The following is an 18312-nucleotide window of genomic DNA, read 5'->3' as shown; positions in this document are numbered from 1 at the left end:
CGGCGACGGCGACCTCACGGACGCCTTCGCTGGCAAGCCAGCTCCTACGTAATAAAAAAGGCGATCCTCTCGGATCGCCTTTTTTATTACTTCACCACTTTCAGGCTGGGTCGACCGCTTGGACGCGGCGGTTCACTGTCGGGTGGTGGAAGATCGTCATCCGGTTCGATCTCTTCGTCCTCGCCCATCGGCGATTCCAGATCAAACACCATGCCCTGACCATTCTCCCTGGCGTAGATACCCAGGATCGATGCAATAGGCACGTACAAGGTGTGCGGCACACCACCAAAGCGCCCCTCGAAACTGACCGCCTCGTTATCCATGTGCAAGTGGCGCACGGCCTGCGGCGATACGTTCAGGACGATTTGTCCGTCACTGGCAAACCCCTGAGGCACCTGTACCGACGGATACTCGGAATTGACCAGCATGTGTGGGGTGCAATCGTTGTCCACAATCCACTCATAGAGCGCGCGGACCAGATAAGGTCGACTGGAGTTCATAGCGGCTCCTTAAGCCTTAGCGCATATCGCGTTCGACACCAGACAGACTCGCCTGGAAAGCCTCACGCGCAAACTGGCGCTCCATATAATCAAGCAGCGGCTTGGCCGGCCGCGGCAGTTCTATACCCAGGATCGGCAATCGCCAGAGTATTGGCAGTAGGCAGCAGTCCACCAGACTTTGTTCCTCACTAAGGAAAAACGGCTTGTCGGCGAACAGCGGCGACACACCCGTCAGGCTTTCGCGCAACTCTTTACGAGCCACGACACGGGCCGCTTCCTTGGTCCGCGAATCCAGAATCAGGTCCACCAGACCACACCAATCTCGCTGAATGCGGTGTATCAGCAGGCGACTGTTGGCACGCGCCACGGGATAAACCGGCAGTAGCGGCGGGTGCGGGTAACGCTCATCCAGATATTCCATCACCACAGTCGACTCCCACAACGCCAGGTCGCGATCGACCAGGGTAGGCAAGCTGCCGTAAGGGTTCACCTCAATCAGTTTAGGTGGCTGACGCCCAGCTTCCACGTAAATGATCTCGGCGCTGACACCCTTCTCTGCCAGTACGATGCGCACTCGGTGGGAATAGTGGTCGGCGGGGTCGGAGTAACAGGCCAACCGATTGGTCACGCCCATGGCGATCCTCCTCGCTTGTAGAAATTATCGAACGCTCAAAAACGAGCGCGCCCAGAGGGCGCCTCCCGTAACGACTGGATAACCAGGTTCGCTACATCTTCAGAGGCGCCCTTGGGCGCGCGCGATTAACAGCAATAGCTTGAAGCTTTATCAGTGCACGTCTTTCCAGTATTCGCGCTTGAGCAGGTAAGCGAAGACGAAGAAGAACGCCAGGTACAACAATACGTACGTACCGATGCGCTGATGTTGCAGCTTAACCGGGTTAGCCGAGTAAGCCAGGAAGGTTACCAGATTCTTGACCTTCTCATCGAACTGCTCTTCAGTCAGAGCACCGCTTTTCGGCACGATGGTCAGTTGATCGCACGCTTCATGAGTCAATGGCGTACCGGTCAGCGGATCAAATTGCTTTTTGCCGCCTTCGACGATCTGAACCTGTTTGCAACCAACCACCTGGCGACCTTGCAGGCCGGCCAGGACGTTTGGCATGCCCACGTTCGGGAAGACCTTGTTGTTCACACCCCATGGACGCGACGGATCTTCGTAGAACGACTTCAGGTAACCGTAGAGCCAGTCAGTACCGCGAACACGGGCAACCAGGGTCAGGTCCGGCGGCGCGGCGCCAAACCAGGCCTTGGCGTCCGCTGGCTGCATGCCGATGCTCATGTGGTCGCCGATCTTGGCGCCAGTGAACATCAGCTTCTCCAGCATCAACTCATGGGGAATGCCCAGGTCGTCGGCAACTCGCTCATAGCGTTGGAACTTGGCACTGTGGCAACCCATGCAGTAGTTGGCGAACGTACGCGCGCCATCCTGCATGGCTGCTTTATCGGAAACGTCGATGTCGACTTTTTCCAGCTCAGGGCCACCGTGCTCAGCTGCGAAAGCGAACACTGGCAGCGCAGCAAGCATCAATACAGCAAATAGTTTTTTCATCAGCCAGTCACCCTTTCCGGAACCGGTTTGGTCTTCTCGAGCCTGGTGTAGAAAGGCATCAGAATGAAGTAGGCGAAGTACAGGAAGGTACATACCTGCGACAGCAACGTACGCTCAGGGGTTGGGGCCAATACGCCCAGCACACCCAGGATCACGAATGCGATACAGAACACCCAGAGCCAGATCTTGCTCAGCCAGCCCTTGTAGCGCATCGACTTGACCGGACTACGGTCCAGCCACGGCAGGACGAACAGCACAGCAATGGCCGCGCCCATGGCGATCACACCGAGGAGCTTGTCCGGAATCGCGCGCAAGATGGCGTAGAACGGGGTGAAGTACCAGACCGGAGCGATGTGCTCTGGGGTCTTGAAGGCGTTCGCCACTTCAAAGTTCGGCTTCTCGAGGAAGTAGCCGCCCATTTCCGGGAAGAAGAACACGATCGAGCAGAAGATGAACAGGAACACCACCACGCCGACGATATCTTTCACGGTGTAGTACGGATGGAAGGCAATGCCGTCCAGCGGTATGCCGTTTTCGTCCTTGTGCTTCTTGATATCCACGCCGTCCGGGTTGTTCGAACCGACTTCGTGCAACGCCAGGATGTGCAACACCACCAGACCCAGGATAACGATCGGCAGGGCAACCACGTGCAAGGCGAAGAAACGGTTCAGGGTAATACCCGAAATCAGGTAGTCACCACGAATCCACTGGGTCAGGTCGTTGCCGATGACCGGGATCGCACCGAACAGCGAGATGATTACCTGGGCACCCCAATAGGACATCTGGCCCCACGGCAGCAGGTACCCCATGAAGGCTTCAGCCATCAGCGCCAGGTAGATCAGCATGCCGAAGACCCACACCAACTCACGCGGCTTCTGGTACGAACCGTAGAGCAGGCCACGGAACATGTGCAGATAGACCACGATGAAGAACGCCGAAGCGCCGGTGGAGTGCAGCAGACGCAGGATCGAGCCGTACTCGACGTCACGCATGATGTATTCGACGGAAGCGAACGCCTCTTCCGCCGACGGGTTGTAGCTCATGGTCAGCCAGACACCGGTAACGATCTGGTTGACCAGAACGAGCAGCGCCAGGGAGCCAAAGAAATAGAAGAAGTTGAAGTTCTTCGGAGCGTAATACTTGCTGAGATGGTCTTCCCACATCTTGGTGGCGGGAAAGCGTGCATCAACCCAATCCATGAATTTACTCATCACGCCTTCTCCGTATCGACGCCAATGATAATAATTTCATCGGTCTCATAGGAATGCGGGGGAACTGGCAGGTTCAAAGGCGCAGGTTGCGACTTGTAGACGCGACCAGCCAGATCGTAGTGGGAACCGTGACAAGGGCAGAAATAGCCACCTACCCAGTCTTTACCCAGATCCGCAGGTGCCACTTCAGGACGGAAGGTCGGCGAGCAACCCAGGTGCGTGCAGATACCGATCAGCAGCAGGACCTCGGGTTTGATCGAACGGATTTCCGGATCAACGTAAGTCGGTTGCGTCGAGTTCTTGGAGGTCGGGTCAGCGAGCTGGCCCTCGATCTTCTTCAGATTCCCCAGGATTTCCGGAGTACGGCGGACGATGAACACCGGCTGGCCGCGCCACTCAGCAATCATCTGCTGGCCTGGCTCGATTTTGCTGACATTCACTTTCACCGGTGCACCTGCGGCTTTCGCCTTGGCACTGGGAAACCATGACCCCACGAACGGGACCGCAGCCCCCACCGCTCCTGCAGCACCCACCACGGATGTGGCTGCTACCAAGAAGCGACGCCGGCCTGCATTCACGCCGTCATTGCTCATTCAGTCCTCTCCCATCAGCTTTGTGGCCTGTTAAATCAGGCGTCTACTAAGTAAATCTATGTACTTATAAAAATTTTGCCGAATGGTAATGAAAAGCCCCAATTCTGACAAGGTAATTACCGGAGCCCATCACCCCCAAGCCTCGTAGTATAGGGCGTCTGCGGATGTGGCAAGTTGTCACAGCGCAATTCTTCGATAAATCGCAGGCACAAAAAAACGCCCAGCTCCGTGAGGAAACTGGGCGTTCTTTTTTGAACGTGAAAGCGAATTAACGCTTCGAGTACTGCGGACGCTTACGCGCTTTACGCAGACCGACTTTCTTACGTTCAACTTCACGAGCATCGCGGGTTACGAAGCCGGCTTTACGCAGGGCGCTGCGCAGAGTCTCGTCGTAGTCCATCAGAGCGCGAGTGATACCGTGGCGGATTGCGCCAGCCTGACCACTTACACCACCACCGATCACGGTGACGTAGATGTCGAACTTCTCGACAGTCTCAGTCAATTCCAGCGGCTGACGAACTACCATGCGGGCAGTTTCGCGGCCGAAGAAATTATCCAGCGAACGGTTGTTGATGGAGATGTTACCAGTACCCGGACGCAGGAAAACGCGTGCGGTTGCGGTCTTGCGACGGCCAGTGCCGTAATTTTGAGTCGCCGACATAATGTACTATTCCGTTAAAACTTCAGTTCTTGGGGCTGCTGAGCAGTATGTGGGTGTGCAGCGCCCGCATAGACTTTCAGCTTACGGTACATGTCGCGACCCAGCGGGTTCTTAGGCAGCATGCCTTTGACCGCGGTCTCGATCACGCGCTCAGGGGCCTTGGCGATCAGCTTTTCAAAGTTGATCGACTTGATGCCGCCCGGGAAACCGGAGTGGGAGTAGTACATTTTGTCAGTGGTTTTAGCACCGGTAACACGGATCTGCTCAGCGTTGATTACGACGATGTAGTCGCCGGTGTCAACGTGAGGAGTGTACTCAGGCTTGTGCTTGCCACGCAGACGGCTCGCGATTTCGGTGGCCAGACGACCCAGGGTCTGACCAGCAGCGTCGACGACAAACCAGTCGCGCTTTACTGTTTCCGGTTTAGCAGTAAAAGTTTTCATTCTTTATAGCCTCAGGGGCCGCCCTGTAAATTAGACGGCGGATCTTACTGAATAGTGCGTACTTTGACAAGTCAAAGGCAGCCGGATACAGACGCTTTCGGGGGCTCGGGTCGGCGCGTCCGTTCAACGGCAAGATTCTTCGGCGGCGGCGCATCACTTCCACTGCAGAAAGAGGTGCGCAATTATGCAGATTGCGAAAAATAATTCAACCTGCTTTTATGATTGTTTTGCCCAAGGAGCACCTGATGGACTATCGCCAGCTAGGCCGAACCAATCTGAATGTGAGTGCCCTCTGCCTCGGCACCATGACCTGGGGCGAGCAAAACAGCGAGGCAGACGCCTTCGCCCAGATTGAGCGAGCCAAGGGTGCCGGGATCAACTTCATCGACACCGCCGAGATGTACCCGGTGCCACCCAAGGCCGAAACCTACGCCACCACCGAACGCTACATCGGCAATTACTTCAAGAGCCGCGGCGACCGCACCGACTGGATCCTGGCCAGCAAGATCGCCGGCCCCGGCAACACCATCGACTACATCCGTGACAAAAACCTGCGCCACAACCGCCAGCACATCACCGAAGCGGTGGATGCCAGCCTTAAGCGACTGCAGACCGATTACATCGACCTGTACCAACTGCACTGGCCGGAGCGCAGCACCAACTTTTTCGGACAGCTGGGCTACAAGCACAAGATCGAAGCCAACCTGACCCCGCTGGAGGACACTCTCGAAGCACTGGACGAGCAGGTCCGCGCCGGCAAGATCCGCCATATCGGCCTGTCCAACGAGACGCCGTGGGGCACCATGCGCTTCCTGGCCCTGGCCGAAGCCCGGGGCTGGCCGCGCGCGGTGTCGATCCAGAATCCGTACAACCTGCTCAACCGCAGCTTTGAAGTCGGCCTGGCGGAAATCGCCATCCGCGAGCAATGCGGCCTGCTCGCCTACTCGCCGCTGGCGTTCGGTTTCCTGTCGGGCAAGTACGAAGGTGGCGCCCGCCCGCCAAAAGGTCGCCTGAGCCTCTACAGTCGCTTCAGCCGCTATTTCAACCCGCAGTCGCAAGCTGCCTGCAGCCGTTACGTCGCGCTGGCTCGCGAGCACGGCCTGGACCCGGCGCAAATGGCCCTGGCGTTCGTGACGCAACAGCCATTCGTGACCAGCAACATCATTGGCGCGACCACGATGGAGCAACTGGAGAGCAACCTTGCCAGTTTCGACTTGAAGCTGTCGGAGGAAGTACTGGAAGGGATCGAGGCGATTCACAAGGATCATCCGAATCCTGCTCCATAACCCCCACTTGCAGGAGCGAGCTTGCTCGCGAAAAACCTGAGCACACCGTTGGGTGTCAGGTTTTCAACGTTATCGTTGGCGACCATCGCGAGCGAGCTCGCTCCTACAATGATCTGGCGATGATTTCCTTCATGATTTCATTGGTCCCGGCATAGATCCGCTGCACCCGCGCATCCGCCCATGCCCGCGCGATCGGGTACTCCCACATGAACCCGTAGCCACCGTGCAACTGCACGCATTCGTCGAGCACCTTGCATTGCAGGTCGGTGCCCCAGTACTTGGCCATCGCCGCCGTCGGCACATCAAGCTTGCCTTGCAGGTGCAGCTCCAGGCAACGGTCGACGAAGACCCGGCCGATCTGGATTTCCGTGGCCATCTCCGCCAGCTTGAACCGGGTATTCTGGAAATCCGCGATCGACTTGCCGAATGCCTTGCGCTCGCGGGTGTAGTCCAGCGTCCATTGCAGCGCCGCTTCGGCCGATGCCAGCCCGCCAATGGCCACGGTAAGGCGCTCCTGAGGCAACTCCTGCATCAGGTAGGCAAAACCCATCCCGGCCTGGCCCAGCAGATTTTCCTTGGGCACACGCACGTCCTGGAAAAACAGCTCCGAGGTGTCCTGGGCTTTCATCCCGACCTTTTCCAGGCGCTTGCCCTTGTCAAAGCCCGGCGTATCAGCCTCCACCAGAAACAGACTGGTGCCCTTCGCACCGGCCTTCGGATCGGTCTTGGCCACGACGATCACCAGGTCGGCCAGGTAGCCGTTAGTGATAAAGGTCTTGGAACCGTTGATCACGTATTCATCACCATCGAGCACGGCCGTGGTTTTCACCCCTTGCAGATCGGAACCGGCGCCCGGCTCGGTCATGGCGATCGCGGTAACCATCTCGCCAGACACCAGTTTCGGCAGGTATTTATGCTTCAGCGCCTCACTGCCGTAATGCAGGATGTACGGCGCCACGATGTCCGAGTGCAGGGAAAAGCCGATGCCGGTCAGGCCAAGTCGCCCCACCTCTTCGATCACCACCGCGCTGTAGAGAAAGTCCGCCCCCAGGCCGCCGTACTCTTCCGGCAGGTGCGAGCACAGCATCCCCGCCTCCCCCGCCTTGTTCCATAGATTGCGGTCGATATAGCCTTGTTTTTCCCATTGCCCATGGAACGGCACCGCCTCTTTTTCGAGGAACGTCCGCACGCTGTCGCGGAAAAGCTCGTGCTCGGAACTGAACAGGGTTCTGGGGATCATGCGACACCTTTTATTTGTAATTAGAAGGAATTGACCTTCAGAGCCTAAGCCTCGCTCCCGATACAGGACACTGGACACATCCGACAAAAAATAAGACGATCCAGCCGTCTGGTGACCACTTCCCCCTATAAAAATAAAGTTGAATTATGTCTAACCAAGCCTCCACGCCCCTGCGGCGCGTCAGCATCCTGGCCATCGACCGGGTTTTCGCTTCCACCCTCATGCAAGCCAAGGATTTTTTCCACCTCGCCAGCCTGCGTTACGGCAAACAGCTGGGCCAGGGCCTGACACCGGCGTTCGAAACCCGCCTGGTCAGCCCCGATGGCAAACCGGTCAACACCTTCAGCGACGTGCTGATTCCGGTGGATGGCGGGCTGGAAAACGCCGACATCATCGTTCTTCCCGCGTTCTGGGACGATTTCGAGAGTCTTTGCAAACGTTACCCGCAAGTCCTGCCCTGGTTGCGCCAGCAGCATGCGCGCGGCGCCGTACTGTGCGGCGAGGCCACCGGTGTTTTCTGGCTGGCCGAAGCCGGGTTGCTCAATGGCAAGGAAGCGACCACCTACTGGCGCTTCTTCAATGCCTTCGCCGAACGCTTCCCCCAGGTCCAGCTCAATCAGGACAAGCACCTGACCGACGCCGACAACCTGTACTGCGCCGGCGGCACCACCTCGGCCTGCGACCTGTACATTTACCTGATCGAGCGCTTCTGCGGTGCCAACGTGTCCCAGGCCGTGGCCCGGGACATTCTGTACGAGGTGCAACGCAGCTATTCACCGGGCCGGATTGGATTCGGCGGGCAGAAGCTGCACCAGGACGTGATCATCCTGCAGATCCAGCACTGGCTCGAAGAACACTTCGCCGACAAGTTCCGCTTCGAAGACGTCGCCCGCGAACACGGCATGAGCATCCGCAACTTCATGCGCCGCTTCCAGACCGCCACCGGCGACAAGCCACTGCATTACCTGCAACGCCTGCGCATCGAAACCGCCAAGGGCCTGCTATCCGCCAGCCGCAAGAGTATCAAGACCATCAGCTATGAAGTTGGCTACGACGATGCGAGCTTTTTCGCACGGCTGTTCCGCCAGCACACCGAACTGTCGCCGAATCAGTATCGGCAGCAGTTTCAGCAGGCTGCGTAGGCCCAGGCCTCAAACAAATCCCATGTGGGAGCGAGCCTGCTCGCTTCCACATTGAATCCTGCGCCGGCCACGCAGTTCTTTCGCTGTGCATTTTCCTACGAAAAAAGCGGAATACAGAGCGCCAGAGAACCCAACCCTGCCCACAGACGCAGCCCCTTAAAAACTTCAACATCTTCCCTGCAAACACCATCAGGGAAGAGCAACCATGACTATCGGATCAAGCTACAACTACCCTTCATACATCGCCAAGGAGGCCGCCCGAACAAAGCGATCGGCTAAAAACAAATGGACGGCTCGCTTTCCCAATCCGCCGGATTTGTGCTTTGACTATCGTGCACTGGTAGAACAGGAAAACGGCATCGCCAGGGCAACAGACCCGCATCATAAAATCTGCATCATCGGCGCCGGCGTCACTGGTCTGACCGCCGCCAGAGAACTCTATCGCTGCGGCTTTACCCATATCACCCTCATCGAACAATCCAGACGCATCGGCGGCAGGCATCTGACTGTTCCCGGTAGCCGAAACTCGACAGCAAGCCATACACCGTTTGAAATGGGCGCCATGCGCATGCCCTTTTTCAACCGGGCGGATGAGCCACCGACAGAAGGTCGGTCGCTGATGGCTTACTACGCCAATCAATTTGAATTGGCGTTTTCAGACTTCGCCAACCCCGGTAGCCAATGGGTTAACTCGACAGGCATCTATCTCCGGGAGGGCAGCATGGGCGGTGGATCGGCGCCGCAAATGTTGATCTGGAAAAACGAAGACGGCGTCACACCGCCTCCCAGCGATGAATTGCAAAAGGTTTATTCCAAGTGGAAAGCCTTTGCCGATCGCATGACCCGCCACGTTGCCGAGCTCTATGCGAGCCAGGGATGGGAAGCCATTTGGGCTTCTATCGTTGAAAAATACGAGAGTGTCTCGTTCCGCGACCTGGTCAGCATGCCAGCGCTGGAAGCTTGGGATGACCGCTCACCCGGGGATTTCGGCGGAATGGGAATGTCTGCGCAAGAGTCCGCAATTTTTTACGCGATAGGTATAGGTGACGGTAGCTGGGGAGCTTTTTACGACGTCTGCTGCCTCTACCCTCTGCGTACCGCGATTTTCGGTTTCAGCAGCCAATTGCAACTGATCCATGGTCGAGTGGACTCAAACGGTGATCCACTGGATTCGCCCTACCTGAATAGCGAAGCCGTTTTTGACTCAATGGGGCAGAGTTTCGACAGGCCCCGCTACATCGGCCTCGCCGCGCTGGACGAATGCCTGCTGTTTGTGAAAACCGACGAAACCGGAAAGTCCTTCTACGAACATTGCCTCGAAAGAAGCAATGGGCTTCTCACCGACTCATCCGTCACGAAACTGGAAAAGCTGACCAATCAAAAAATACGCGTCTATTACAACGGGAAACACAGTCAACCCGAGCGAATCCAGGAGCAATTTGATGACTTTGACTCGGTCATCATGACACTGCCCTCCTGGCTGATTGAAACTCGAATCAAGCTCGAAAATTTCACCCGGGAGATGCTGCCTTTCGAGACGATTAACGCCTACAAAACCGCACACTGGGAAACTAGCTGCAAAGTGTTTGCACCGCTGAAAAAATCATTTCTCTCGAAAAACAAAAACATCCCGCAAGCCATCGTTACCGACAGTTTTATCCACGATGTCTATACCTACCGCTACAACGACAATTACAGCTATGACTGCATCCTGCTGAGTTATACCTGGGAAGATGACGCAACCAAGCTCGCCTCACTCAGCGATAAAGAGCTGGTATCAAAATGCGCCGAAGAGCTGGATCGCATACTCATGAATTCTGCCAACGTCCAGGAAAGAATCTCTCCCTACATCAGCATTGATCAAGCGGTGGTTCAGCGTTGGATCACTGATAAAAATGCTCTGGGCTGTGCCAAGCTTTACCGACCGGGCACCTACTACGACGCCGTCGGCCTGATGAAGTACAACCGGGACCTTGCTCATGTATCAGGCTTGTATTTGTCCGGCGAGTCATTTTCCGTCGATGCAGGTTGGACGGAGCCATGTTTTCGCGGTGCTGTCGATGCAGTGATTCATATCTGCAACAAAACCGCCGCGACCTTCAATGGCGGATTTTCCTTGAGCGACTACCCGCACTACCAAGTCAAGATCTGATCACATCCCCCGCTCCAGAGCCATGCACGCAATACATGGCTCTACCTCTCGCGTCGGCTGCCCACTGCCACCAAACATCACTCTGATCCACTTTCGGAAAAGGACTACGACCTAAACCGAATTAGCTGACTTACACCTCATTCCTGACTCCCCTCTTATACATACGCAATTTAACAGTTTGAAAAACAATAAAAAGAGGAACAACGGAATGACTGAGCCAACAAGCCCTGTTCGTGTTGCAGTCGTGCAATTCGATCCACAAGTCGGCATCGAGAAATGTGTAGGTAATCTGCGTCGTAGCCTGGAATTGGCGCTTGAAGCGGTAAACGGCGGTGCGAATCTCATCGTTCTGCCCGAGCTTTCCAATACCGGCTATTTCTTCAGCAATCGACAGGATGCCTTCGCCCATGCCGAAGCGGTTCCCGACGGGCCAAGCGTGCAGCGCTGGATCGACTTCGCCCGCGAACACAACGTTTACCTCGTGGCCGGCCTGGCCGAACGCGACGGCATGCGACTCTTCAACACCGGCGTTCTGGTGGGACCAGACGGATTTATCGGCAAATACCGCAAAGCCCATCTGTGGAATCTGGAGAAGCTCTGGTTCACCCCCGGCGACTTGGGTTTCCCGGTTTTCGACACACCGATCGGCCGCATCGGGCTATTGATCTGCTGGGACATCTGGTTTCCGGAGGTGCCACGGATCCTCGCCCAGCAAGGCGCAGACATCATTTGCAGCCTGAACAACTGGGTCTGGACACCGCCGCCGCTGTTCGACGATGCCGGTAAGTGCATGGCGTCGTATCTGACGATGACCGCCGCTCACGTCAACAACGTGTTTATCGCTGCCGCCAGCCGGATTGGAGAGGAGCGCGGCGCGCGCTACCTGGGTTGCTCATTGATTGCCGGAACCAACGGCTGGCCGATTGGCGCCGTGGCTTCGGCAAACAGGCAGGAAATCCTGTTTGCCGATGTTGACCTGACCAGCTCCCGCAGTGCGCCCATCTGGAACAACCTGAACGATCTGCATCGCGATCGCCGAGCCGATCTTTACGATCAGATGCTCGGCTACACCCAACACCCTTGCCTCCCACGTTGATCAGGAGGCCTATCCCATGGAAGTTACAACCGACAAAAACCAACAATCGCACAAATCACCGATTGATACAGCCGTCGTCCTGCTAATGATCGGCGCGACACTGCTGATCGTCTGGCTTTCTTTCAGCAACCGGACTTTCTGGGGAGCGCATTGGCCCGGGTACGGCGACATGGTAGCGCTGCTACCCGAACCGAGTGCCTGGTTGCGTTGGGTGTTAGGCGACATAAGCGAGGTGGCTTTCTACAAGCACGAGTTCGCCTCGATCGGCCTGCTGGCGGGCGCTTATCTGGCTTACTGGGCGAATCGAACGGGGAAATCCTGGCAAGGGTTTGCCATCTCCTATGGAACGGGACTTTGGCCCTGGCTGGCCACCAGTTCGTTGCTCGGGCTGCTGCTGAGCAATCTGCTGTGGGGCTGGACGGTGACAGCCACAACCTGGCAACCCACATTCGTTGCATTCGTCTCGCTGCCAGCGGCGATGGTGCTGATGTTTGGCGGAGGCTGGAAGGTCACGATCAACGGCGCACTCATGGGCGCGGTACTCGTCACGCCCATGTGCCTGCTGATCGTCAACTACGTGTGCCAACCGCTGGCCTTGCCTGCGGTGATCGGCAATGTGCTGGGCATGGCGGTTGCCAGTGTCCTGGCGTTTCTGTTTTGCCGCTACTGGCCGAACCTGGTGAAATCCAGGTCATCGCAAACGCCACCCGCCTCGATTGCCACCGCCAAGGCGCCCGACTATGGCGTCATCTGGAGCCTGCGGCGGATTCTCGCGGACTTTTCCGAAGCACCGTTCTTCGGTAATGAGCTGGCCAGCCTTGGCCTGATACTGGGGGCATTGCTGGCATACAGCTTGAACCCTTCAAGCCCCGCGTACGGATCGGGCCTGTTGCTACACATCATCGGCGCGCAGGCATTGGCCTCGGCCATCGGCGTGCTGATCTGGCGTAAACAATGGATGCTGTGCGGCTGGTATCCCACTTACATCCCGCTGGTTTCAGTGGTGCCCGCGGCGATCCTGGCCTATGGCGGCAGCTGGCAGATTATCGTCTCAAGTGCACTGCTGGGGGCACTGCTCGCACCACCGCTTGCCTGCGTGATTGCCAGGAAATTACCGGCCGACATGCACGCCTACATCGCCAATGTACTGTCGATGGCCATCAGCACACTGCTGATCGTACCGCTGATCGGTTTTCTGATCGCTGATTAATGCCCCAGCCATTCGGCTGTATCGCGGCCTCAAAAGCGGATACAGCCACTTTTCATTACAAACAAGCGAGGTATCCCATGGACCTGCCCAAACTGTCCATCGCGGCACTTGGCGGCACGGTAAGCATGCAAGCGAACAATGCCGGTGAAGGCGTCATCCCGACCGTCAGTGGCGAAGCCCTGCTGACTTCCATACCGGAACTGAAGACACTGGCCGCAGTCACCGTCGAGACCCTCGGCCTGCTGCCCAGTGCCTCCCTGGATTTCGAGTTTTTGCTGAACGTATTGTCCTGGGCTGAGTTTCAGGTCGAACAGGGCGCCGCTGGGGTCGTGATAACCCAGGGCACCGACACTCTCGAAGAAGCCGCGGTGTTTTTGGATTACCTGTGGCCCTACGACACCCCCTTGGTGCTGACCGGTGCCATGCGTTCCGCAGCGCAGCCAGGTGCCGATGGACCAGCCAATATGCTGGATGCATGTCGCGTTGCCTTGGCGCAGAACAGCCGGCAGCGCGGTGTTCAGGTCGTGATGAACGGACAGATTCATCAAGCGTGCAGCGTACGCAAAATCGATTCGCTGGCATTGCAGGCGTTTTCCTCTCCGGTCGTGGGGCCCGCGGGCCTACTGTTGGAAGACCGTGTTCGCTACCTGCGCCCGCCAGGGCCACGCACGGTGTTACCGCTGCCGCAACAAACCACACAGAAGGTTGCGCTGCTTGAGGCCTCACTTTCGGCCGACACCCTGCTGCTGGAAAATATTCTCGCACTCGATTACGACGGGCTGGTGATCGGCGGTTTCGGCGCCGGCCACATCTCGCAGCGCTGGGCGACAATGATTGAGCATATCGCCGAACGAATCCCCGTGATCATTGCGACCCGAACCGGCTCCGGCTCCACCGCACGTGCCTCTTACGGTTTTGGCGGTGGTGAAATGGACTTGATTCGCAAGGGGGCATCGATGGCGGGTTTTCTATGTCCGCGAAAAGCCAGAATTCTGCTTTGGCTGCTGCTTGGTTGCCAACGACAGCACGAGCTTGCGCAGTATCTCAACGAAGACATTTGACTTCAAAACAATGTACAAACCTGTGGGCGGAGGAATTGCGCGGACAAAAAAGGCCTGCATGTGCAGGCCTCTTTCATTTCCCGAACTGACTTACGGCTTGTGCGCCCGGGCCAGGAATTCGTGGGATTGCATTTCCAGCAGACGACTCAGGGTTCGCTGGAATTCGAAATTCAGGCGACCGCCGGTGTACAGCTCCTTGAGCTCGACTTCGGCAGAAATGATCAGCTTCACGTTGCGGTCGTAGAACTCGTCGACCATGTTGATAAAGCGTCGGGCGATGTCGTCGGTGGTGACGCTCATCTGCTCGACATCGCTGAGCAACACGGCGTGGAAGATCTTGCCCAGCTCGATGTAGTCGTTCTGGCTGCGCGGGCCGTCGCACAGTTCGCGGAAGTTGAACCAGGCCACGTCATCGCAGGTGCGCAGGGCGCGAATTTCACGATTTTCGATCATCAGCACGTCATTTTCGACCGCTGCCGTGCATTCCGGTGTCAGCGCACGGAAGCTCTTGCGCAGGCTTTCGTTGGCGGCTGCGTCGAGCGGATAGTGGAACAGTTCGGCTTGTTCCAGGTGACGCAGTCGATAGTCGACGCCGCTGTCGACGTTGACGATCTCGGTATTCTGCTTGATCAGCGCAATGGCCGGCAGGAAGCGCGCGCGTTGCAGGCCGTCCTTGTACAGGCCGTCCGGCACGATGTTCGAAGTCGCGACCAGGGTCACGCCGTTCTTGAACAGTTCTTCCATCAGGGTGCCGAGGATCATGGCGTCGGTGATGTCGGATACGAAGAATTCATCGAAGCAGATCACCCGGGCTTCGGTGGCGAAACGCTTGGCGATGATGGTCAGCGGGTTTTTCTCGCCGCCCAGGGTCTTCATCTCTTCGTGCACGCGCTTCATGAAGCGGTGGAAGTGCGTACGGGACTTTTCCTTGAAGGGCAGCGCTTCGAAGAAGGTGTCCACCAGGTAAGTCTTGCCGCGACCTACGCCGCCCCAGAAATACAGGCCCTTGACCGGGGTCTGATCCTTCTTGCCAAACAACTTGCCCAGCAGGCCCGGCTTGTTTTGCTCGGCCGCGACCAGGTCGTCGTACAGGCGCTGCAAATGACGCACGGCGGTTTCCTGCGCGGCATCATGGAAGAATTCCGGGCGTTTCAGATCAGCTTGATATCGTTCTAGGGGCGTCATAATTCGTTAGCAAGGCAACAAAAACGGGCCGACACTGTAGCGACGGCCCGCAGGAATGGCAATCGGCCCTTGGTCGGGCCGAGCCGTTGATTATTCCTGAATCGGCGTCAGGGCAATGCGCAAGGCCTCGATGGCCGCGTCGCGTGCGGTGCTGTCGGCGAAGGTCGGGCTGTCGGCAACGCACTCGCCCTCCAGCCATACACTGAAGCTCAGCGCTTCACTGCGTACGTCCAGTGGTTGGCCCGCTTGCAGTTGCTTGGTCACTTGACCTGCGGTCTTGCCGTCGGTGAAGTTGCGCGACAACAGCAATTGCTCGCCATCGGCGGCCAGCAGACGGAAGCGGAAACTGCCGTCGTCTTCGCGGAAGCTGACAAAACGTGCAGCTTTTGCAGCTTTCTTCCTGGTGGTCGCCGCCACTTGCGTCTGGGCAACGAATGAACGCAGGCCCACCGCTTCACGCAGTTCGTTGAGGAACGGAGTTGCCACCGCGCGGGCCTTTTTCGCGCCGTGTTGCAGGATGTCTTCCAGATCCGCCGGGCGCTCGATCAACAGGTTATAACGCTCGCGGGACTCACCCAGTTCGTTGTCCAGCAGCTGGAACAGACGATTTTTCGCCTCGCCCCAACCCAGGCCCTGCAACAGTTCGCTACGGAACTCGTCGGACTGCGCCGGGGTAGCGAACGCCTGGAACAAGGTGAACAGGTGCGAATTGTCCGGATCCTTGGCTTCGCCCGGCGCGCGGGAGTCGGTGACGATCCGCGAAATCGCGTCCTTCATTTCTTTGGCACTGCTGAACAACGGAATGGTGTTGTCGTAGCTCTTCGACATCTTGCGGCCATCCAGGCCCGGCAACGTGGCGACGCTCTCTTCGATCAACGCCTCGGGCATGGTGAAGAATTCCTTGCCCTGGCCAAACAGGTGGTTGAAGCGCTGACCGATGTCCCGCGCCATTTCCACGTGCTGGATCTGGTCACGACCGACCGGCACCTTGTGCGCGTTGAACATCAGGATGTCCGCGGCCATCAGCACCGGGTAGCTGTACAGGCCCATGGTGATACCGGCATCCGGGTCTTCGCCGGTCTCGACGTTCTTGTCCACCGAAGCCTTGTAGGCGTGGGCGCGATTGAGCAAGCCCTTGGCCGCAACGCAGGTCAGCAACCAGGTCAGTTCGGGGATTTCCGGGATGTCGGACTGGCGGTAGAAGGTCACGCGGTCGACATCCAGGCCACCGGCCAGCCAGGTCGCCGCGATTTCCAGACGCGAGCGCTGGATGCGCAGCGGGTCATCGCACTTGATCAGGGCGTGGTAGTCGGCCAGGAAGTAGAACGAATCGGCATTGCTGTCACGGCTGGCGACGATCGCCGGGCGGATGGCGCCAGCATAGTTGCCCAGGTGCGGCGTGCCGGTGGTGGTGATGCCGGTGAGGATACGGGTACGAGTCGTCATGGGTAATCGCTTGTCAGACTGCAATCAATTCGAGAGACGCGGCAGGATCAGATCCTTGAGATCGGTCAGCTTGCCATGAAAAAAGTGTCCGCATTCTGCCACTTTCAGTAGCTCATGGGGACGTTCGAGCTTGTCGGACCATTGGTAAACGACTTGTGGATCGATCACTTCGTCGGTTTCCGGCTGAATCAAGGTCAGTTCGCCGTGTTGCGGCAGTTGATCCTGATCGCCGAGGCGCATGACTGCCGGCGCAACCATGAACAGGTGCTTGAGCTGCTCGCCCCTGGCCTCGAGGCGCCCGCCGAGACTTGCTGCAACAAAACCGCCGAAGGAGAAACCGAACAGGGTCAGCGGCAATGCCGGGTGCCTGGCGCGAAACCACTCGGCCGCAGCCTGGGCATCATCGACTTCACCGCAACCCATGTCGTGGGTGCCTTCGCTGGCGCCGACTCCACGGTAGTTGAAACGCAAAGTAATCAAACCGGCATCACGCGCGGTGCGCTGCAGGGTCGAAACCACTTTGTTGAGCATGGTGCCGCCCTGCACCGGATTCGGATGACAGATCAGTGCTATGCCGCGCGGATCTTCATTATCAAGATACAGGGCTTCCAGTTGCCCAACCGGGCCATCAATCACTACGGGGGTTTCACGCATCAGCAAGGAAGGAACTCCGTGACCTCGGATCAGGTCGACTCGTCTAGCAAAATGTCTGTGCCTGTCTTTTGCGAGTGAATCGCGGTATACAGCGCAGGTTCGAGCCGTTAACGTAAAGCAAAGCCGTTTATAGAGGAAGGACTCGTGGAACACTCGCTCTTAGTTTGGTTGTTACCGACTCTTGCCCTGGTTGTGGGTGTCGCCATTGGGTTTCTGATCGCTCGCCTTGCGCCGAATGCCGCGCCTAACCGCACGCAGCGTCAGCTGGACGATATTCAGGAACGTTTCGACAGTTATCAGAACGAGGTGGTGACCCACTTCAACAGCACCGCGACACTGGTCAAGAAACTGACTCAGAGCTATCAGGAAGTACAGGACCATCTCGCCGAGGGCGCCAATCGCCTGGCCCTGGACGAACAGACTCGCCAACGCCTGCTGGCCTCCCTGCATGCCGATGCAGCGCAGGCTCCACGGGAACGCCTGACGCCACCGCGCAATCAGGAGCCACCTCGCGACTATGCACCGAAAGCCCCGAACTCGCCGGGCATGCTCGATGAGCATTATGGCCTGAAGAAGTAAGCGGGCCCGCAGGCAAAAGCCCCCGGACAAGTGATTGTCCGGGGGCTTTTTTTTATTTCTGATCCTGTATCTCTAGTGCCCACACTGGCCTCTTCGCGGGCAAGCCCGCTCCTACAGGGTCATGCTTTGAATACAGATTTTGTGTACGGCATCGATCCTTGATTGGGTGGAGGCAACGGGCTTGCGCCCGTTACCCCTCCCACACCACCGGACGTGCGGTTTTCCGCATCCGGCGGTTGAACAGCTCAGCAAGGGGCTGAGGCGAAGTCCTGCGGCGTCCACAGTC

18 protein-coding genes are annotated in these 18312 nt (G+C 57.7%); 7 read left to right on the top strand and 11 right to left on the bottom strand.

The window, feature by feature from the left end; translation table 11 throughout:
• Positions 1 to 86: 86 nt before the first annotated feature.
• From KGA81_RS22315 to rplM, 7 genes are all read right to left on the bottom strand, one after another.
• Positions 87 to 500, bottom strand: coding sequence for a ClpXP protease specificity-enhancing factor (locus tag KGA81_RS22315; protein ID WP_085715923.1), 414 nt, complete (start codon positions 498 to 500; stop codon positions 87 to 89).
• 16 nt (positions 501 to 516) lie between these two features.
• Positions 517 to 1134, bottom strand: coding sequence for a glutathione S-transferase N-terminal domain-containing protein (locus tag KGA81_RS22310; RefSeq protein ID WP_007939828.1), 618 nt, complete (start codon positions 1132 to 1134; stop codon positions 517 to 519).
• A gap of 150 nt (positions 1135 to 1284) precedes the next feature.
• Entirely contained in the window at positions 1285 to 2067 is a 783-nt protein-coding gene (locus KGA81_RS22305; protein WP_218426745.1) for a cytochrome c1, read from the bottom strand.
• Positions 2067 to 3278 carry a cytochrome b gene (locus KGA81_RS22300; protein ID WP_008016686.1) on the bottom strand — a complete coding sequence of 404 codons (1212 nt, stop codon included), beginning with the start codon at positions 3276 to 3278 and terminating at the stop codon, positions 2067 to 2069. Before KGA81_RS22300 ends, KGA81_RS22305 begins: the two co-directional genes overlap by 1 nt.
• Complete coding sequence (gene petA, locus KGA81_RS22295; RefSeq protein WP_223548530.1) at positions 3278 to 3871, bottom strand: ubiquinol-cytochrome c reductase iron-sulfur subunit; 594 nt, start codon at positions 3869 to 3871, stop codon at positions 3278 to 3280. The genes KGA81_RS22300 and petA overlap by 1 nt, the downstream gene beginning before the upstream one ends.
• Positions 3872 to 4139: 268 nt before the next feature.
• Entirely contained in the window at positions 4140 to 4532 is a 393-nt protein-coding gene (gene rpsI / locus KGA81_RS22290) for a 30S ribosomal protein S9 (RefSeq protein ID WP_003228056.1), read from the bottom strand.
• Positions 4533 to 4546: 14 nt separating this feature from the next.
• Positions 4547 to 4975, bottom strand: a complete 429-nt coding sequence (gene rplM, locus KGA81_RS22285) for a 50S ribosomal protein L13 (protein ID WP_007917032.1) — start codon at positions 4973 to 4975, stop codon at positions 4547 to 4549.
• 245 nt (positions 4976 to 5220) lie between these two features.
• Here rplM and KGA81_RS22280 point away from each other — a divergent pair, with 245 nt between their 5' ends.
• On the top strand, positions 5221 to 6261 hold the full coding sequence (locus KGA81_RS22280; RefSeq protein ID WP_223548528.1) for an NADP(H)-dependent aldo-keto reductase: 1041 nt from the start codon (positions 5221 to 5223) through the stop codon (positions 6259 to 6261).
• Positions 6262 to 6364: 103 nt separating this feature from the next.
• On the opposite strand, the gene KGA81_RS22275 is transcribed toward KGA81_RS22280, so the two are convergent.
• The gene (locus KGA81_RS22275) at positions 6365 to 7501 is read right to left on the bottom strand and encodes an acyl-CoA dehydrogenase family protein (RefSeq protein ID WP_223548526.1); all 1137 of its coding nucleotides are present in this window, start codon (positions 7499 to 7501) and stop codon (positions 6365 to 6367) included.
• 221 nt (positions 7502 to 7722) lie between these two features.
• Between KGA81_RS22275 and KGA81_RS22270 the strand changes: the two genes are divergently transcribed.
• The 5 genes from KGA81_RS22270 to KGA81_RS22250 all read left to right on the top strand — a co-directional run bounded on the left by KGA81_RS22270 (position 7723) and on the right by KGA81_RS22250 (position 14162).
• A complete protein-coding gene (locus tag KGA81_RS22270; RefSeq protein ID WP_223548650.1) occupies positions 7723 to 8643 on the top strand; it encodes a GlxA family transcriptional regulator in 921 nt (306 codons plus the stop codon).
• 205 nt (positions 8644 to 8848) lie between these two features.
• Complete coding sequence (locus tag KGA81_RS22265; protein WP_223548523.1) at positions 8849 to 10795, top strand: flavin monoamine oxidase family protein; 1947 nt, start codon at positions 8849 to 8851, stop codon at positions 10793 to 10795.
• A 208-nt stretch (positions 10796 to 11003) separates the two neighbouring features.
• Positions 11004 to 11891: a nitrilase family protein gene (locus KGA81_RS22260; RefSeq protein ID WP_223548521.1), complete on the top strand. Its 888-nt coding sequence runs from the start codon at positions 11004 to 11006 to the stop codon at positions 11889 to 11891.
• A gap of 16 nt (positions 11892 to 11907) precedes the next feature.
• Positions 11908 to 13101 (top strand): hypothetical protein, encoded by a 1194-nt coding sequence (locus KGA81_RS22255; protein WP_223548519.1) that lies wholly within the window; start codon positions 11908 to 11910, stop codon positions 13099 to 13101.
• A gap of 77 nt (positions 13102 to 13178) precedes the next feature.
• Entirely contained in the window at positions 13179 to 14162 is a 984-nt protein-coding gene (locus tag KGA81_RS22250) for an asparaginase (protein WP_223548517.1), read from the top strand.
• Between the two features lie 90 nt (positions 14163 to 14252).
• On the opposite strand, the gene zapE is transcribed toward KGA81_RS22250, so the two are convergent.
• The 3 genes from zapE to KGA81_RS22235 all read right to left on the bottom strand — a co-directional run bounded on the left by zapE (position 14253) and on the right by KGA81_RS22235 (position 17447).
• A complete protein-coding gene (gene zapE, locus KGA81_RS22245; RefSeq protein WP_223548515.1) occupies positions 14253 to 15347 on the bottom strand; it encodes a cell division protein ZapE in 1095 nt (364 codons plus the stop codon).
• A gap of 90 nt (positions 15348 to 15437) precedes the next feature.
• Positions 15438 to 16793: a tryptophan--tRNA ligase gene (locus KGA81_RS22240; RefSeq protein WP_223548513.1), complete on the bottom strand. Its 1356-nt coding sequence runs from the start codon at positions 16791 to 16793 to the stop codon at positions 15438 to 15440.
• 24 nt (positions 16794 to 16817) lie between these two features.
• On the bottom strand, positions 16818 to 17447 hold the full coding sequence (locus KGA81_RS22235) for an alpha/beta hydrolase (protein ID WP_223548511.1): 630 nt from the start codon (positions 17445 to 17447) through the stop codon (positions 16818 to 16820).
• A gap of 144 nt (positions 17448 to 17591) precedes the next feature.
• Between KGA81_RS22235 and KGA81_RS22230 the strand changes: the two genes are divergently transcribed.
• On the top strand, positions 17592 to 18026 hold the full coding sequence (locus KGA81_RS22230) for a YhcB family protein (RefSeq protein WP_108214899.1): 435 nt from the start codon (positions 17592 to 17594) through the stop codon (positions 18024 to 18026).
• Positions 18027 to 18312: the final 286 nt, after the last annotated feature.

This window comes from Pseudomonas sp. A-B-19 (genome assembly GCF_019947515.1).
In the GTDB taxonomy this organism is placed as follows: Bacteria; Pseudomonadota; Gammaproteobacteria; order Pseudomonadales; family Pseudomonadaceae; genus Aquipseudomonas.
The sequence above is the reverse complement of the archived record's forward strand: the minus strand, read 5'-3'. Positions and strand labels throughout refer to the sequence as shown.

Coding starts and splice junctions, on each gene's coding strand:
- KGA81_RS22315 (WP_085715923.1), bottom strand. CDS start 500: ATGAACTCCAGTCGACCTTATCTGGTCCGCGCGCTCTATGAGTGGATT.
- KGA81_RS22310 (WP_007939828.1), bottom strand. CDS start 1,134: ATGGGCGTGACCAATCGGTTGGCCTGTTACTCCGACCCCGCCGACCAC.
- KGA81_RS22305 (WP_218426745.1), bottom strand. CDS start 2,067: ATGAAAAAACTATTTGCTGTATTGATGCTTGCTGCGCTGCCAGTGTTC.
- KGA81_RS22300 (WP_008016686.1), bottom strand. CDS start 3,278: ATGAGTAAATTCATGGATTGGGTTGATGCACGCTTTCCCGCCACCAAG.
- petA (WP_223548530.1), bottom strand. CDS start 3,871: ATGAGCAATGACGGCGTGAATGCAGGCCGGCGTCGCTTCTTGGTAGCA.
- rpsI (WP_003228056.1), bottom strand. CDS start 4,532: ATGTCGGCGACTCAAAATTACGGCACTGGCCGTCGCAAGACCGCAACC.
- rplM (WP_007917032.1), bottom strand. CDS start 4,975: ATGAAAACTTTTACTGCTAAACCGGAAACAGTAAAGCGCGACTGGTTT.
- KGA81_RS22280 (WP_223548528.1), top strand. CDS start 5,221: ATGGACTATCGCCAGCTAGGCCGAACCAATCTGAATGTGAGTGCCCTC.
- KGA81_RS22275 (WP_223548526.1), bottom strand. CDS start 7,501: ATGATCCCCAGAACCCTGTTCAGTTCCGAGCACGAGCTTTTCCGCGAC.
- KGA81_RS22270 (WP_223548650.1), top strand. CDS start 7,723: ATGCAAGCCAAGGATTTTTTCCACCTCGCCAGCCTGCGTTACGGCAAA.
- KGA81_RS22265 (WP_223548523.1), top strand. CDS start 8,849: ATGACTATCGGATCAAGCTACAACTACCCTTCATACATCGCCAAGGAG.
- KGA81_RS22260 (WP_223548521.1), top strand. CDS start 11,004: ATGACTGAGCCAACAAGCCCTGTTCGTGTTGCAGTCGTGCAATTCGAT.
- KGA81_RS22255 (WP_223548519.1), top strand. CDS start 11,908: ATGGAAGTTACAACCGACAAAAACCAACAATCGCACAAATCACCGATT.
- KGA81_RS22250 (WP_223548517.1), top strand. CDS start 13,179: ATGGACCTGCCCAAACTGTCCATCGCGGCACTTGGCGGCACGGTAAGC.
- zapE (WP_223548515.1), bottom strand. CDS start 15,347: ATGACGCCCCTAGAACGATATCAAGCTGATCTGAAACGCCCGGAATTC.
- KGA81_RS22240 (WP_223548513.1), bottom strand. CDS start 16,793: ATGACGACTCGTACCCGTATCCTCACCGGCATCACCACCACCGGCACG.
- KGA81_RS22235 (WP_223548511.1), bottom strand. CDS start 17,447: ATGCGTGAAACCCCCGTAGTGATTGATGGCCCGGTTGGGCAACTGGAA.